The organism is Pseudomonas sp. CFSAN084952, assembly GCF_009648855.1.
Classification (GTDB): domain Bacteria; phylum Pseudomonadota; class Gammaproteobacteria; order Pseudomonadales; family Pseudomonadaceae; genus Aquipseudomonas; species Aquipseudomonas paracarnis.
The window spans coordinates 3980848-3994762 of the sequence record NZ_CP045767.1 but is presented as its reverse complement, the minus strand read 5'-3'; the positions used below and the strand labels follow the sequence as shown (position 1 = coordinate 3994762).

Below are 13915 nucleotides of genomic sequence, written 5' to 3'. Positions count from 1 at the left end.
TTTAAGCGTCCAAAAGCCCTGCGCAGGCCTTTGCCTAGCGCTCGGCTTCGAAGTTGAGCAGCTTGCTGGCTACACGGTTGCTGTCGACTTTATAGCTGCCATCGGCGATAGCCTGTTTCAACTCGGCCACGCGGGCTTTATTGACGACGGGTTGATCGCGCAGCGAGTCAGTGACCTTTTGCAACTGTTGAGCCTCATTGCTCAGGTGTACCGATTCCCCACTCTGGCTGGCGGCGGCCTGCTCTGCTTTGGCAGGCAAGGGCTGCGGCTTGGCTTCTACGCTGTCCTTGGCACCGCCGGTGCGCGTATTGCCGGGCAAGGCCGGGGTGTTATTCAAACGACTGAAATCAATGACCATGTTGAAAAACCTCTGGGTATTTGGACGCTTGCCATGTTTTCGGCCATACCCGGGCAAACTTTAGGCTCGATTGACAATAAACCTGTTCGGCTCAATATCCAGCACACAGTGTAGGAAAAGCTGGCATTTGATTCCAGTCATCTATAGCGCCACCTCGACTTGGCCTGGCGCCGTGACCCGCGCCTTGATCACGCGATTGGAGTTGAGGTTCTTGACACGGATCTGTTCGCTCATGCCGCCGTTGGACAACGCCTCGCCCGGCATCCTGACGTTCAGGCCGCCACTGCTGGCGGAAATCACCACTTGGTCACCCTTGCGAATCACCTCCGCCTGTTCCAGATGAACCAGTGTGAGGACTTGGTCAGTGACCACGGGGCGGGTGAGTTTTTGCCCGACGGCCTGGTCCAGTGACGTCAGGTAGCCCTGGTTGATCAAGCTGATGTCCCTCTCGCGCAGCGCCACATCGTCGTAGCCGATGATGCCGGTGCGCTTCAATGGCCGCGCCACTACCACTACGTCGCGAAACAGCTTGACCTGCGCCGGCACAAATACCGTCCAGGGCGAGGCGCCCTCACAGCGCACCTTCACGGTCACACGGCCGATAGGCTGGGCGGGGCTTTCCAGGGTGGCTGTCAATTCCTTGTCGCACATTGGCATGCGCAAACGTGGGTCCAACTGGTTGACCTGAATTTCATAACGCCCCGGCGTCTGGGTGGTCGCCAGATAATCTTCTACAGTGAACTCAAGAAAGCCTTGGGTGACGCCGATAAGTAGATCAGGCAGGGTAACGTTGTCGGCGCGGGCCGTGACGCCCAGGCCCGAGACAAGCAGCGCCATCGCGGCGCAGAGCAGTCTGCGGTAGCGTGAGCGGCCAGGGTGTCGGGAAACTGTCGTTTTAATATCCATACTCAGTAAATAGCAAAGCTCGTGCCGTTTAGTGTTGGGTACGCGTCGTACCCCTAGGATTTAGGAGTCTGGGCATGGCAGGTGTAATGGATTCAGTAAACCAGCGCACACAGCTGGTAGGGCAGAATCGCCTGGAGTTGTTGCTTTTCCGCCTGGATGGCAATCAGTTGTATGGCATCAACGTGTTTAAAGTGCGTGAAGTGCTGCAATGTCCCAAGTTGACGATCATGCCCAAGTCCAGTCCGGTGGTGTGTGGCGTGGCCAACATCCGGGGCGCGACCATTCCGATTCTTGACCTGGCCATGGCCACGGGGGCAGCGGGTTTGCAAGACCGCCAGAACCCTTTCGTGATCATCACCGAGTACAACACCAAGACCCAGGGTTTCCTGGTGCGCTCGGTGGAGCGCATCGTCAATATGAACTGGGAAGAGATCCATCCGCCGCCCAAGGGCACGGGGCGCGATCACTACCTGACGGCGGTGACGCGGGTCGATAACCAGTTGGTGGAAATCATCGACGTGGAGAAGATCCTCGCCGAAGTGGCCCCCACCTCGGAAACCATCTCCGTCGGGGTGGTGGATGCCGAAACGGCACACAAGGCGGTTTCGCTGCGCGTGTTGACCGTGGACGACTCTTCCGTGGCGCGCAAGCAGGTCACGCGTTGCCTGCAAACCGTCGGGGTGGAGGTGGTGGCCCTAAATGACGGGCGCCAAGCCCTGGATTACCTGCGCAAGCTGGCGGACGAAGGCAAGAAGCCCGAAGAAGAATTCTTGATGATGATCTCTGACATCGAGATGCCGGAAATGGATGGCTACACGCTCACGGCCGAGATACGTAACGATCCACGCATGCAAAAATTGCATATCATCCTGCATACTTCGTTGTCGGGGGTATTCAATCAGGCAATGGTCAAGAAGGTCGGTGCGGATGACTTTCTGGCCAAATTCCGTCCTGATGACCTCGCATCCCGGGTAGTCGACCGGATCAAGGCAGCAGATCACGGCTAGGGGATGTCCCCCGGCGGTCACACGATTTAAGAGGCGGCATCATTGTCTACGGGTAATTTGGATTTCGAACAGTTCCGGGTCTTCCTGGAAAAAGCCTGTGGCATATTGCTCGGTGAAAACAAGCAGTACCTGGTATCCAGCCGTCTCAACAAGCTGATGGAACAGCAGGGCATCAAGTCCCTGGGTGAGTTGGTCCAGCGGATCCAGGGGCAGCCGCGCAGTGGGCTCAAGGAAATGGTGGTCGATGCCATGACCACCAACGAAACCTTATGGTTTCGCGATACCTATCCCTTTGAAGTGCTCAAGAACAAAGTGTTGCCCGAAGCCATCAAGGCCAGCCCGGGCCAGCGCCTGCGTATCTGGTCGGCGGCCTGTTCTTCGGGGCAGGAGCCGTACTCGATCTCGATGTCCATCGATGAGTTCGAGCGGACCAACATGGGCCAGTTGAAAGCCGGCGCGCAAATTGTGGCCACGGACCTGTCCGGCACCATGCTCACCAACTGCAAGACCGGTGAGTACGACAGCCTGGCCCTGGGCCGAGGTTTGTCCCAGGAACGCCTGCAACGCTACTTCGACCCCAAAGGGGCGGGGCGTTGGGCGATCAAGGCGCCGATCAAGAACCGCGTCGAATTTCGCTCGTTCAACTTGCTCGACAGCTACGCCAGCCTGGGCAAGTTCGACATGGTGTTCTGCCGCAACGTGCTGATCTATTTCTCGGCTGAAGTGAAGAAGGACATCCTGTTGCGCATCCACGGCACGCTCAAGCGCGGAGGTTATCTGTTCCTCGGTGCTTCCGAGGCGCTCAATGGGCTGCCGGATCACTTCCAGATGGTGCAATGCAGCCCGGGGATCATCTACCAGGCCAAGTAGCCTGGGGTATGCAATAAAACTGTGGGAGCCGGGCTTGCCCGCGATGGCGTTGTGTCAGTCGATGAATTGGTCGGCAGGTACTCCGCCATCGCAGGCAAGCCAGCTCCCACATTTTTTTCTCGGCAAGCTGGCGTAAAGCGGCAACTGCCCATTGCCGCTTTAATGGCGCTACGCGGAAATCGCTTGCCGCTTTTCTGGCATAGCCGCCGTCGACTCCCCTCCAAACCCTTGATATAGGGGCTCCCGCAAGATTGGCATGCACCTTGCTATAACCCTGCTAACGAACAGCAGGTCAGCCTAAAGGTTTCCGCCATGAGCATCAGCTTCGATAAAGCGCTCGGTATCCACGAACAAGCCCTGGGCTTCCGCGCCCAGCGTGCCGAAGTCCTGGCCAACAATATTGCCAACGCCGACACCCCGAACTACAAGGCTCGGGACCTGGACTTCTCCGCCGTGCTCGCCGCACAGCAGGACAAGACCAAGAACGGCACCTTCGCCTTGAACATGACCAACAGCCGTCATATCGAAGCGCAAGGCCTGAGCAAGGGTGACGAGTCGCTGCTGTATCGCACGCCGATGCAGCCGTCGATCGACCAGAACACCGTCGACGCCCAGCTGGAGCAATCGAACTACGCCGAAAACTCGGTGAACTTCCAGGCCAGCTTCACCCTGCTCAACAGCAAATTCAAAGGGCTGATGTCAGCCCTGCGTGGAGAGTAAGCCATGTCTCTGTCCAGTGTTTTCAATATTGCCGGCAGTGGCATGAGCGCGCAGACCACGCGTTTGAACACCGTCGCCAGTAACATCGCCAACGCCGAGACCGTCTCGTCGAGCATTGACCAGACGTATCGCGCCCGCCATCCGGTGTTTGCCACCATGTTCCAGGGTGGTCAGGCAAACGGCAGCGATTCGTTGTTCCAGAACCAGGACGCCGCCGGCTCAGGCGTGCAGGTGTTGGGCGTGGTCGAAGACCAGAGCAACCTGGAGGCCCGTTACGAGCCCAACCATCCGGCCGCGAACGAAAAGGGTTACGTCTACTACCCCAACGTCAACGTGGTCGAGGAAATGGCTGACATGATCTCCGCCAGTCGCTCGTTCCAGACCAACGCGGAAATGATGAACACCGCCAAAACCATGATGCAGAAGGTTCTGACCCTGGGTCAGTGATAAGGGGCGCCAAATAATGGCCATCGTTGATACGTCTAACAACACGGCGGTTCAGGACCTTTTCAATTCCAAGGTCAAGACCGCGACGAATAACAGCAGCGTCAGTGACGCTTCCAAGACGGCGACGGGCAACCAGTCGCTGGGCAAGGATGCGTTCCTGCAACTGCTCGTCACTCAACTGAAAAACCAGAACCCGCTGTCGCCTCAGGACAACGGCGCGTTCGTCGCGCAGCTTGCCCAGTTCAGCAGCCTGGAAGGCATCAACACCCTGAATGACTCGGTGAACAACATCTCCAGCAACTTCAGCTCCTCGCAGGCGCTGCAGGCTTCGTCGCTGGTGGGGCGCTCAATCATCATCCAGACCGACAAGGCCATGGTGGATACCAGCAAGAGCATGACCGGTTCGGTGGCAGTGACCTCGGCGGTGGGCAATGTCTCCGTCAAGATCACCGACAAAGACGGCAATGTGGTGCGCACCGTTGACATGGGCGCCCAGAGTGCCGGCACCCAAAGCTTTATCTGGGACGGCAAGAACGACAAGGGCGAGGTCGCCCCAGCTGGCACCTACACCTTCAACGCCACCACCAAGAACGACAAAGGCGACGCAGTGGCCTTGGCCACTTCGCTGCCCGCCACGGTCACCAGTGTGACCCTGAGCAAGACTGGCGGCGAAATGCTGCTCAACCTTGCAGGCGGCATGGGCAGCGTCAAGCTGTCGCAAATTCAGACTATCGGTACATAGAGCCGGCTAAATACGGCAGAAGGAGAGAAACATGTCTTTTAATATCGGCCTTAGCGGCCTCTATGCGGCCAACAAACAACTGGACGTGACCGGCAACAATATCGCCAACGTCGCGACCACTGGCTTCAAGTCATCCCGTGCGGAATTCGCCGATATCTACGCGGCTTCCAAGCTGGGCACCGGCCAGAACAGCATCGGCAACGGTGTGAACCTGGCGGCGGTGTCCCAGCAGTTCACCCAGGGCGATGTCAACGGTAGCGGCGGCATCCTCGACATGGCGATCCAGGGCGGTGGCTTCTTCGTGCAGAAGGGCAGCGACGGTTCGCTGGAGTACACCCGTAGTGGTGCGTTCCGTGCGGACAAGGACGGCTACATCACCAACAACACCGGCACTTCGCGCCTGCAAGGATATGCCGCGGACGATAATGGCAAGATCAGCAAGGGCGGCTTGGTCGATCTGCAACTGAACCTGGCGAATCTGCCGCCCAAGGCATCCACCAAGGTCGACTCCACCAGTAACCTGAATTCCTCGGAGCCGGTGATTGACCAGGCGGCCAAGCCGTTTGACCCGACCAAGACCGAGACCTTCACCACCCAATACAGCACCACCTTGTACGACTCTCAGGGGAACGCGCACCCGATGGTGCAGTACCTGGTGAAAACCGACGGCAACAAGTGGAATGCCTATACCCTGATTGACGGTCGCAACCCTGATGGTTCGGCCCCGACTGGCACCCCTTCGACGCCACCCGTGCCGTCGACATTGACCTTCGATGGCGCTGGCAATCTGACTACTGTCGTCACCAATGGTGTGTCCGACAAGACCCTGACCGTTGCCGGGTGGGTTCCAGGCAAGGTGACTGACGGCGTGTGGAAGGCTAACGGTGCGGATGCCAACCCGGGCGGCATCGCCATCAACATGGCCAACATTACCCAGTACAACTCGGCTACCTACCGTAACCCTCCGGTCACCGACGGCTATGCCACCGGCCAGATCACCGGCCTGAAAATCGACGGCAGCGGCGTCCTGTTCGCCACCTTCAGCAACCAGCAGAGCAAGGCCATCGGCCAGATCTCCCTGGCCAGCTTCAACAACGAGCAGGGCCTGCAGCCAGCCGGTGCGACCACCTGGAAAGAGACCTTCGCCTCGGGCCAGCCGGGTTATGACAACCCGCAAGCCGGCACCCTGGGTTCGATCGTGGCCAACTCCCTGGAGAACTCCAACGTCAACCTGACCAACGAACTGGTGGACCTGATCAAGGCCCAGAGCAACTACCAGGCGAACGCCAAGACCATCTCCACCCAAAGCACCATCATGCAGACCATCATTCAGATGACCTGATACCCCTGCTCAAAAAATACCTGCACACAAAAAGGCCCCTCAATCGAGGGGCTTTTTTGTGCGCGCGCGTTGCTAGTTTACCGCCTGTTTCATCTCGCCTTGCTGCTGGAACGCCCAACGCCCCTTGCGCCACGCACGGGACACGGGCGCATGTCGCCCATGGACCATCGGGAGAGCGGCATGGCGATCTACAAGCAGTGGGAAGGGATGCCAGCAGGCAGCCATTGGTTTGTTCTGAATAACTACAGCGCCGGTCTATACAGACGCAAAAGTCAGTCGGATGAACCCGGGGGAGGCAAGTCCTCTGATGCTGAATCAGTGAGGCAACTGCTCAATGAGTTGAGAGATGCCGAGAAAACATCCAAGAGCCAAACCGTCCAGGACCTTCGTGACAAGTTGAACGAGAAGCGCGAAGAACTGGGTGATGAAAAGTTCAAGGAGATCATGCAGGAGTTGATGGAGAAGGCAGACGTCTCCTGGCTGGAGATGCTGCGGCGCCTGATGAAAGACTGGTTTCCGGAAACGGACGATACATCACCCACACCTTCGCCGCCTTCTCCTGGCCCGTCGCCAGGTGGTGGCGGTGGGGGCGGTGGTGGCAGGCCAAGCCCCGGTGATTTTGGGCCCAGCGAGCCCATGAGTAATCTGCCGATTACGGAAGGCTCCAAGCACTTCAACTACAAGCCTGATCAAAGTAACCCAGGAAAAAAACCGGACAACATCTGGAGTGGATTCAGCCAGGGCCCCGATGGCAATTGCGTCACGGTTTCAGCGATAAAGGGCGCAATGATGAAGTTTGGTCAGAAACCCACTGACGTGTTCAAGGAGGTAAAAGAGACGGCAGACGGTTATCACGTGAAGATGCGCGACGGCTTCGAACTTAATCTATCCAAGGATGAATTAAAGCAGGCGGCCAGGTATGCGCAGTTCAAGGGTGACAATCCGGGCATGCTGACCGATGCCAACTTCATGTTTGCAGCGAGCGCCAAGCGGGCACAGATGGAAGGGAATGGCTTGGACGACAACCCTAGCCAATCAAAAAGAAGCTTCGCCCATGCGATGCAAAGTTTGAATAACGGCGAAATGCCCCGCGAAGCATTGGATCGTCTGGGTTTGAAAGGGCTTTACAGGCAGTCCTCAAGCAGTGAGCTGGCGAGCGGCAAGCTCGGCGTCGTGGCCTACGATCGCCATTCGATGGTGGTCATCGACGGGCGCGTGGAGTTGTGGGGGCGCCGAGGTGGCGCGCCAAAGCAGGGTATTGCGTACGCGTTTCTCTAAGGCAGTCAGCAAAAAGCCCGATAAACCCTATGCAGTCGGGGTCTATCGGGCTTTTTCAATCCAGGGGGACAATATCCCTGGACTGGCTCAGCTTATTGGCAAGCTTCGCAATCCGGCTCGTCAATCGCGCAGGCTTTTGGCACCGGTGCTGGGCCGGCGGGTGCTGCGAGTACCGAGTCATCACCGTGGTTGCCGCTGGACACTGCGTTCAGCTTGCCGGTGTTGATGGTCGACTTCTCGGTGCTGGTCGCAGCCAGGGCACGGAGATAGTAAGTGGTTTTCAGGCCACGGTACCACGCCATGCGGTAGGTCACGTCCAGCTTCTTGCCCGAGGCGCCGGCGATGTACAGGTTCAGGGACTGGGCCTGGTCGATCCACTTCTGACGACGGCTGGCGGCGTCAACGATCCACTTGGTGTCCACTTCGAAAGCGGTCGCGTAGAGCTCTTTGAGTTCTTGCGGGATGCGTTCGATCTGCTGCACGGAACCGTCGTAGTACTTCAGGTCGTTGATCATGACCGAGTCCCACAGGCCACGGGCCTTCAGGTCGCGAACCAGGTACGGGTTGATCACGGTGAATTCGCCCGACAGGTTCGATTTCACATACAGGTTCTGGTAGGTCGGTTCGATCGACTGCGACACGCCAGTGATGTTGGCGATGGTGGCGGTCGGTGCGATGGCCATGATGTTGGAGTTACGAATACCTTTCTGCACACGGGCACGTACCGGCGCCCAGTCCAGGGTTTCGTTCAGGTCGACGTCGATGTACTTCTGGCCACGGGCTTCGATCAGGATCTGTTGCGAATCCAGCGGCAGGATGCCCTTGGACCACAGCGAACCCTGGAACGTCTCGTAGGCGCCGCGCTCGTCGGCCAGGTCGCAGGAAGCCTGGATCGCGTAGTAGCTGACCGCTTCCATGGACTTGTCGGCGAATTCGACCGCAGCGTCGGAACCGTAAGGGATGTGCTGCAGGTACAAGGCGTCCTGGAAGCCCATGATGCCCAAGCCAACCGGACGGTGCTTGAAGTTGGAGTTCTGCGCCTGTGGCACCGAGTAGTAGTTGATGTCGATCACGTTATCGAGCATGCGTACGGCGGTGTTGACGGTGCGTGCAAGCTTTACGGTGTCCAGCTTGCCGTTGACGATGTGGTTCGGCAGGTTGATCGAGCCCAGGTTGCAAACGGCGATCTCGTCCTTGTTGGTGTTCAAGGTGATCTCGGTGCACAGGTTCGAGCTGTGCACCACGCCCACGTGCTGCTGCGGGCTGCGCAGGTTGCATGGGTCTTTGAAGGTCAACCATGGGTGGCCGGTTTCGAACAGCATGGACAGCATTTTGCGCCACAGGTCTTTGGCCTGGATGGTCTTGAACAGCTTGACCTTGCCTGGGTACTCGGTGAGGGCTTCGTAGTACTCGTAGCGCTCTTCGAAGGCCTTGCCGGTCAGGTCGTGCAGGTCCGGCACTTCGGATGGCGAGAACAGGGTCCACTTGCCGTCATCGAAGACGCGCTTCATGAACAGGTCAGGGATCCAGTTGGCGGTGTTCATGTCGTGGGTACGACGACGGTCATCACCGGTGTTCTTGCGCAGCTCGATGAACTCTTCAATGTCCATGTGCCAGGTTTCCAGGTAGGCACATACAGCGCCTTTGCGCTTGCCACCCTGGTTCACGGCGACGGCGGTGTCGTTCACCACTTTCAGGAACGGTACGACGCCCTGGGACTTGCCGTTGGTGCCCTTGATGTACGAACCCAGTGCGCGCACCGGTGTCCAGTCGTTGCCCAGGCCACCGGCGAATTTGGACAACATGGCGTTGTCGTGGATCGCGTGGTAGATGCCCGACAGGTCATCCGGCACGGTGGTCAGGTAGCAGCTCGACAGCTGGGGACGCAGGGTACCGGCGTTGAACAGGGTCGGAGTCGACGACATGTAGTCGAAGGACGACAGCAGGTTGTAGAACTCGATCGCGCGGTCTTCCTTGTTCTTCTCTTCGATCGCCAGGCCCATGGCCACGCGCATGAAGAACACTTGCGGCAGTTCGAAGCGGATGCCGTCCTTGTGGATGAAGTAACGGTCGTACAGGGTTTGCAGGCCCAGGTAGGTGAACTGCTGATCGCGCTCGTGGTTGATTGCCTTGCCGAGTTTTTCCAGGTCGAAGGTGGCCAGGATCGGGTTCAGCAATTCGAATTCGATACCTTTGGCGATATAGGCCGGCAGGGCCTTGGCGTACAGGTCGGCCATCTCGTGGTGAGTGGCGCTGTCGGCGACTTTCAGGAAGCCCAGGCCTTCGGCACGCAGGGTGTCCATCAACAGGCGCGCGGTCACGAACGAGTAGTTCGGCTCACGCTCGACCAGGGTACGGGCGGTCATCACCAGGGCGGTGTTGACGTCGGTCAGGGCGACGCCGTCGTACAGGTTCTTCAGGGTTTCGCGCTGGATCAGGTCACCGTCGACTTCTTCCAGGCCTTCGCAGGCCTCGGTGATGATGGTGTTCAGGCGGCCCAGGTCCAGCGGTGCGAAGCTGCCGTCGGCCAGGGTGATGCGGATCGACGGGTGCGCTTGTACGGCGGCTTCTTCGGCCGGGGAACGTACGGCACGTTCCTTGGCGCGCGAATCACGGTAGATCACGTAGTCGCGGGCCACTTTCTGCTCGCCGGCACGCATCAGGGCCAGTTCGACCTGGTCCTGGATTTCTTCGATGTGGATAGTGCCGCCCGATGGCATGCGACGTTTGAAGGTCGCGGTGACCTGTTCGGTCAGACGGGCAACGGTGTCGTGGATGCGCGACGAAGCGGCAGCGGTGCCGCCTTCAACTGCAAGAAACGCTTTGGTGATGGCGACGGTGATTTTGTCATCGGTATAAGGAACGACAGTGCCGTTACGCTTGATCACACGCAGTTGGCCAGGTGCAGTGGCGGACAGATCCAGATTCGAATCAGCGGCCTGCGGCACGGAGCCCTGCGGGTTCTCGCGAGTTGTGTCGGTTTGCATGAGGGGGTGTCTCCACATTCTATATTTATTTGGGCACCATCACGGTGCCCACCGTTCCGTCCTGAAGCACTTACAGCAGGCCTGGGCCTGGCATAACAACTTCGGGACAGGAGGAAGGGAGCTCATCGCGCCGCTTCCATGCCGAAGTCTTTGGTTTGGGGCCGGGGAGCCCTTAGCCGTATTCCTGGTGGGTGACAGTGGCCCCATTCAAGCCCTGCAACACCCGTACCGTTTTCTGCCAATCGGGCTGGAAAACGGTTGCCATCCGCGTGCGCGGTTTGGGCTTTCAAAAAATGCGTTGGTTCAACCAAGCACGAGCAAGAAAGCGCTTGAGTTTCTTGTCTGATCTGTGTTTGGTCTTTTCGCTGAAAACCCTACATGTAGGGTTTTTTTAGCGCCGAGGTACAAGATAATGCGTTTTCGGGGGCTTAGCAACGCACTACCTGTGGATAACGCTGTGGGTAAAATGTGTATGAATCATGGAACACCCGTGTAGGCCGCATTACTACTGGATTACACCGTTTGTCACCGAATATTCCCGGCTAGAAACTGCCGGCGGGAATTTTGAGGGCGCGAACCCTACCACAAAAAATCGCCATGACCGAATGGATTTCGCGGCTTGTGTTCAAGGGCCGTTGCATGGCTACAATCGGCCTTTGTTATGCCTTCAAAACATGACAAACAGGCTATGCCTGCGGAAGATCAATAGGTGGGAGCTGGCTTGCCTGCGATGGCGGTGTATCGGCCACCAACAGGCGCGCTGACCCACCCTCATCGCAGGCAAGCCAGCTCCACACCGACCGTATTTCACATTCGATTGTGTCGGCCAGAAGAACTTCTTATAAAAACGAGGACAATGCATGGAGCAAGAAGCCTGGCAGATACTGATCGTCGAGGACGACGAGCGACTCGCCGAGTTGACCCGTGAGTACCTGGAAAGCAACGGCCTGCGTGTGTCGGTGGAAAGCGATGGTGCCAAGGCCACGGCGCGCATCGTCGCCGAACAGCCCGACCTGGTGATCCTCGACCTGATGCTGCCCGGCGAAGACGGCCTGAGCATCTGCCGCAAGGTGCGCGAGCGTTATGACGGCGTGATCCTGATGCTCACCGCGCGCACCGACGACATGGACCAGGTGCAGGGCTTGGACATGGGCGCCGACGACTATGTGTGCAAGCCCGTGCGCCCGCGTTTGTTGCTGGCACGTATCCAGGCGCTGCTGCGCCGCAGCGAACCGGTGTTGCCCGTTGCAGTGGAAAACCAGCGCCGCCTCCAGTTTGGTCCGTTGGTGGTGGACAATGCCTTGCGCGAAGCCTGGTTGCATGAGGGCAGCATCGAACTGACCAGCGCTGAATTCGACCTGTTGTGGCTGCTGGTTGCAAACGCCGGACGCATTCTGTCCCGCGAAGAAATCTTCATAGCTCTGCGCGGTATTGGTTATGACGGCCAGGATCGCTCCATTGATGTGCGTATCTCGCGCATTCGGCCAAAGATCGGCGACGATCCGATCCACCCACGCCTGATCAAGACCATTCGCAGCAAAGGCTACCTGTTCGTCCCCGAAGCTGCTGCCGATATGCCGCTGTGAACTCGATCTTCCTGCGCATCTACGGCGGCATGTGCGCGGCGCTGATCCTGGTGGCGTTGCTCGGCGCCCTGGCACTGCACCTGCTTAATGACGTGCGCAGCGGCCAGTACCGTGAGCGCCTGGCCCACGGCACTTTTGCGTTGATGGGCGATAACCTGCAGCCCATGAGCGCCATTGAACGACAGCGCGCCTTGGCGGTGTGGGAGCGTTTGCTCGGTATTCCGCTGGAACTGCGCACGTTCACCGATGCGCAATTGGACCTTGGCCAGCGCAACCGCCTGCAACGCGGCCAGGTCCTGGTGGAACAGACCGGGCCTCATGCGGCGCGGGTGCTGCGGTTGGTCAGCGAGCAAGAGCAATTGGTGCTTACCGGCGAAGTGCAGCAGATCAGCGAGCAATTGGCCCGCGCAACCATTTACCTGCTGGCCGACGAACTGGTGCGCTTCCCGGTGGCCGAACAGCCCCAGCGCCTGGCCGACATCAAGCACGCCAAGGGTTTTGGTTTTGAAATGCACTTGACGGCCCTTGACCAGGCCGACATGGACGAGGACCAGCGTCGCCGCGTGGCGGAGGGCGATACGGTGATGGCGCTGGGCAAGGGCGGCGATTCGATTCGCGTGTTTGCCGGCATGGTCGGCACCCCGTGGGTACTGGAGATCGGCCCGCTGTACCAGATGAATCCGTACCCGGCGCAATGGCTGATCCTGATCACCTTGATCGGCCTGACTTTGATCGGCTTGATCGTCTATTTGCTGGTGCGTCAACTTGAGCGCCGGCTCAAAGGCCTGGAGGCGGCGGCTACGCGTATCGCCAAGGGCAACCTGGAAGTGCGCGTACCCGCTCGCGGTGCAGACTCGGTCGGGCGGCTGGCGGCAGCTTTCAATGGCATGGCCGAGCACCTGCAGCAATTGCTGGCGATTCAGCGTGAGCTGGTGCGGGCGGTCTCCCACGAGCTGCGCACTCCGGTCGCGCGCCTGCGTTTTGGCCTGGAGATGATCGGTGACGCCGCCACGCCCGAAGCGCGGCGCAAGTACCTGGAGGGTATGGATGGCGATATCCAGGACCTTGATGGCCTGGTGGATGAGATGCTCACTTATGCCCGCTTGGAACAGGGTGCGCCGGAACTGAATTTCCAGCGCGTGGACCTTGATGCATTGCTCGACCAGGTGATTGGCGAATTATCGCCATTGCGCCCCCAGGTCACCGTCACCCGGGGTATTTGCCTGTCATCGGCGCATTGGGATGACGCCTGGGTCGACGCTGAACCGCGCTACCTGCACCGCGCCCTGCAAAACCTGGTGAGCAATGCCATGCGCCACGCCAAAGGCCAAGTGTTGATCAGTTATCAGGTGGGGCAGGTACGCTGCCGCATCGATGTGGAAGACGACGGCCCCGGCGTGCCGGAAAGCGCCTGGGAGCGGATCTTCACGCCGTTCCTGCGCCTGGATGACAGCCGTACCCGCGCCTCTGGCGGGCATGGCCTGGGTTTGTCGATCGTGCGGCGGATTATCTATTGGCACGGCGGGCGGGCGTTGATCAGCAAGAGCAACAACCTGGGCGGGGCGTGCTTCAGCCTGAGCTGGCCCAGGGATCAGGATAAGCCCTGACACCGCTGTCGCAGGCAAGCCAGTTCCCACAGGCGAATGCATTCCCAATATGGGAGCCGGGCGTG

Annotated in this window: 12 protein-coding genes; 9 read left to right on the top strand and 3 right to left on the bottom strand. The window is 59.0% G+C overall.

What is annotated here, in order from left to right:
* Positions 1-34 precede the first annotated feature (34 nt).
* Positions 35-358, bottom strand: coding sequence for a flagellar biosynthesis anti-sigma factor FlgM (flgM, locus tag GH769_RS18105; protein WP_019817214.1), 324 nt, complete (start codon positions 356-358; stop codon positions 35-37).
* 141 nt (positions 359-499) lie between these two features.
* Entirely contained in the window at positions 500-1264 is a 765-nt protein-coding gene (flgA, locus tag GH769_RS18100) for a flagellar basal body P-ring formation chaperone FlgA (RefSeq protein ID WP_014719582.1), read from the bottom strand.
* Between the two features lie 74 nt (positions 1265-1338).
* Here flgA and GH769_RS18095 point away from each other — a divergent pair, with 74 nt between their 5' ends.
* The 7 genes from GH769_RS18095 (at position 1339) to GH769_RS18065 (ending at position 7670) form a co-directional block, all read left to right on the top strand.
* Positions 1339-2271, top strand: a complete 933-nt coding sequence (locus tag GH769_RS18095; RefSeq protein WP_003193578.1) for a chemotaxis protein CheV — start codon at positions 1339-1341, stop codon at positions 2269-2271.
* 42 nt (positions 2272-2313) lie between these two features.
* Positions 2314-3141: a protein-glutamate O-methyltransferase CheR gene (gene cheR / locus GH769_RS18090; RefSeq protein ID WP_014719581.1), complete on the top strand. Its 828-nt coding sequence runs from the start codon at positions 2314-2316 to the stop codon at positions 3139-3141.
* 312 nt (positions 3142-3453) lie between these two features.
* Entirely contained in the window at positions 3454-3861 is a 408-nt protein-coding gene (gene flgB / locus GH769_RS18085; protein WP_003193573.1) for a flagellar basal body rod protein FlgB, read from the top strand.
* 3 nt (positions 3862-3864) lie between these two features.
* Positions 3865-4308 (top strand): flagellar basal body rod protein FlgC, encoded by a 444-nt coding sequence (flgC, locus tag GH769_RS18080; protein ID WP_014719580.1) that lies wholly within the window; start codon positions 3865-3867, stop codon positions 4306-4308.
* A gap of 16 nt (positions 4309-4324) precedes the next feature.
* Complete coding sequence (flgD, locus tag GH769_RS18075) at positions 4325-5050, top strand: flagellar hook assembly protein FlgD (RefSeq protein ID WP_014719579.1); 726 nt, start codon at positions 4325-4327, stop codon at positions 5048-5050.
* Between the two features lie 31 nt (positions 5051-5081).
* Positions 5082-6392, top strand: a complete 1311-nt coding sequence (gene flgE, locus GH769_RS18070; protein ID WP_032901920.1) for a flagellar hook protein FlgE — start codon at positions 5082-5084, stop codon at positions 6390-6392.
* A 180-nt stretch (positions 6393-6572) separates the two neighbouring features.
* Entirely contained in the window at positions 6573-7670 is a 1098-nt protein-coding gene (locus GH769_RS18065; RefSeq protein ID WP_178128924.1) for a hypothetical protein, read from the top strand.
* A 92-nt stretch (positions 7671-7762) separates the two neighbouring features.
* On the opposite strand, the gene GH769_RS18060 is transcribed toward GH769_RS18065, so the two are convergent.
* A complete protein-coding gene (locus tag GH769_RS18060) occupies positions 7763-10657 on the bottom strand; it encodes a ribonucleoside-diphosphate reductase subunit alpha (RefSeq protein WP_003193565.1) in 2895 nt (964 codons plus the stop codon).
* 860 nt (positions 10658-11517) lie between these two features.
* Here GH769_RS18060 and GH769_RS18055 point away from each other — a divergent pair.
* Both GH769_RS18055 and GH769_RS18050 read left to right on the top strand, forming a co-directional pair.
* Positions 11518-12243: a response regulator gene (locus GH769_RS18055; RefSeq protein ID WP_032901916.1), complete on the top strand. Its 726-nt coding sequence runs from the start codon at positions 11518-11520 to the stop codon at positions 12241-12243.
* On the top strand, positions 12240-13850 hold the full coding sequence (locus GH769_RS18050; protein ID WP_020301728.1) for an ATP-binding protein: 1611 nt from the start codon (positions 12240-12242) through the stop codon (positions 13848-13850). Before GH769_RS18055 ends, GH769_RS18050 begins: the two co-directional genes overlap by 4 nt.
* Positions 13851-13915: the final 65 nt, after the last annotated feature.

Coding starts and splice junctions, on each gene's coding strand:
- flgM (WP_019817214.1), bottom strand. CDS start 358: ATGGTCATTGATTTCAGTCGTTTGAATAACACCCCGGCCTTGCCCGGC.
- flgA (WP_014719582.1), bottom strand. CDS start 1,264: ATGGATATTAAAACGACAGTTTCCCGACACCCTGGCCGCTCACGCTAC.
- GH769_RS18095 (WP_003193578.1), top strand. CDS start 1,339: ATGGCAGGTGTAATGGATTCAGTAAACCAGCGCACACAGCTGGTAGGG.
- flgB (WP_003193573.1), top strand. CDS start 3,454: ATGAGCATCAGCTTCGATAAAGCGCTCGGTATCCACGAACAAGCCCTG.
- flgC (WP_014719580.1), top strand. CDS start 3,865: ATGTCTCTGTCCAGTGTTTTCAATATTGCCGGCAGTGGCATGAGCGCG.
- flgD (WP_014719579.1), top strand. CDS start 4,325: ATGGCCATCGTTGATACGTCTAACAACACGGCGGTTCAGGACCTTTTC.
- flgE (WP_032901920.1), top strand. CDS start 5,082: ATGTCTTTTAATATCGGCCTTAGCGGCCTCTATGCGGCCAACAAACAA.
- GH769_RS18065 (WP_178128924.1), top strand. CDS start 6,573: ATGGCGATCTACAAGCAGTGGGAAGGGATGCCAGCAGGCAGCCATTGG.
- GH769_RS18060 (WP_003193565.1), bottom strand. CDS start 10,657: ATGCAAACCGACACAACTCGCGAGAACCCGCAGGGCTCCGTGCCGCAG.
- GH769_RS18055 (WP_032901916.1), top strand. CDS start 11,518: ATGGAGCAAGAAGCCTGGCAGATACTGATCGTCGAGGACGACGAGCGA.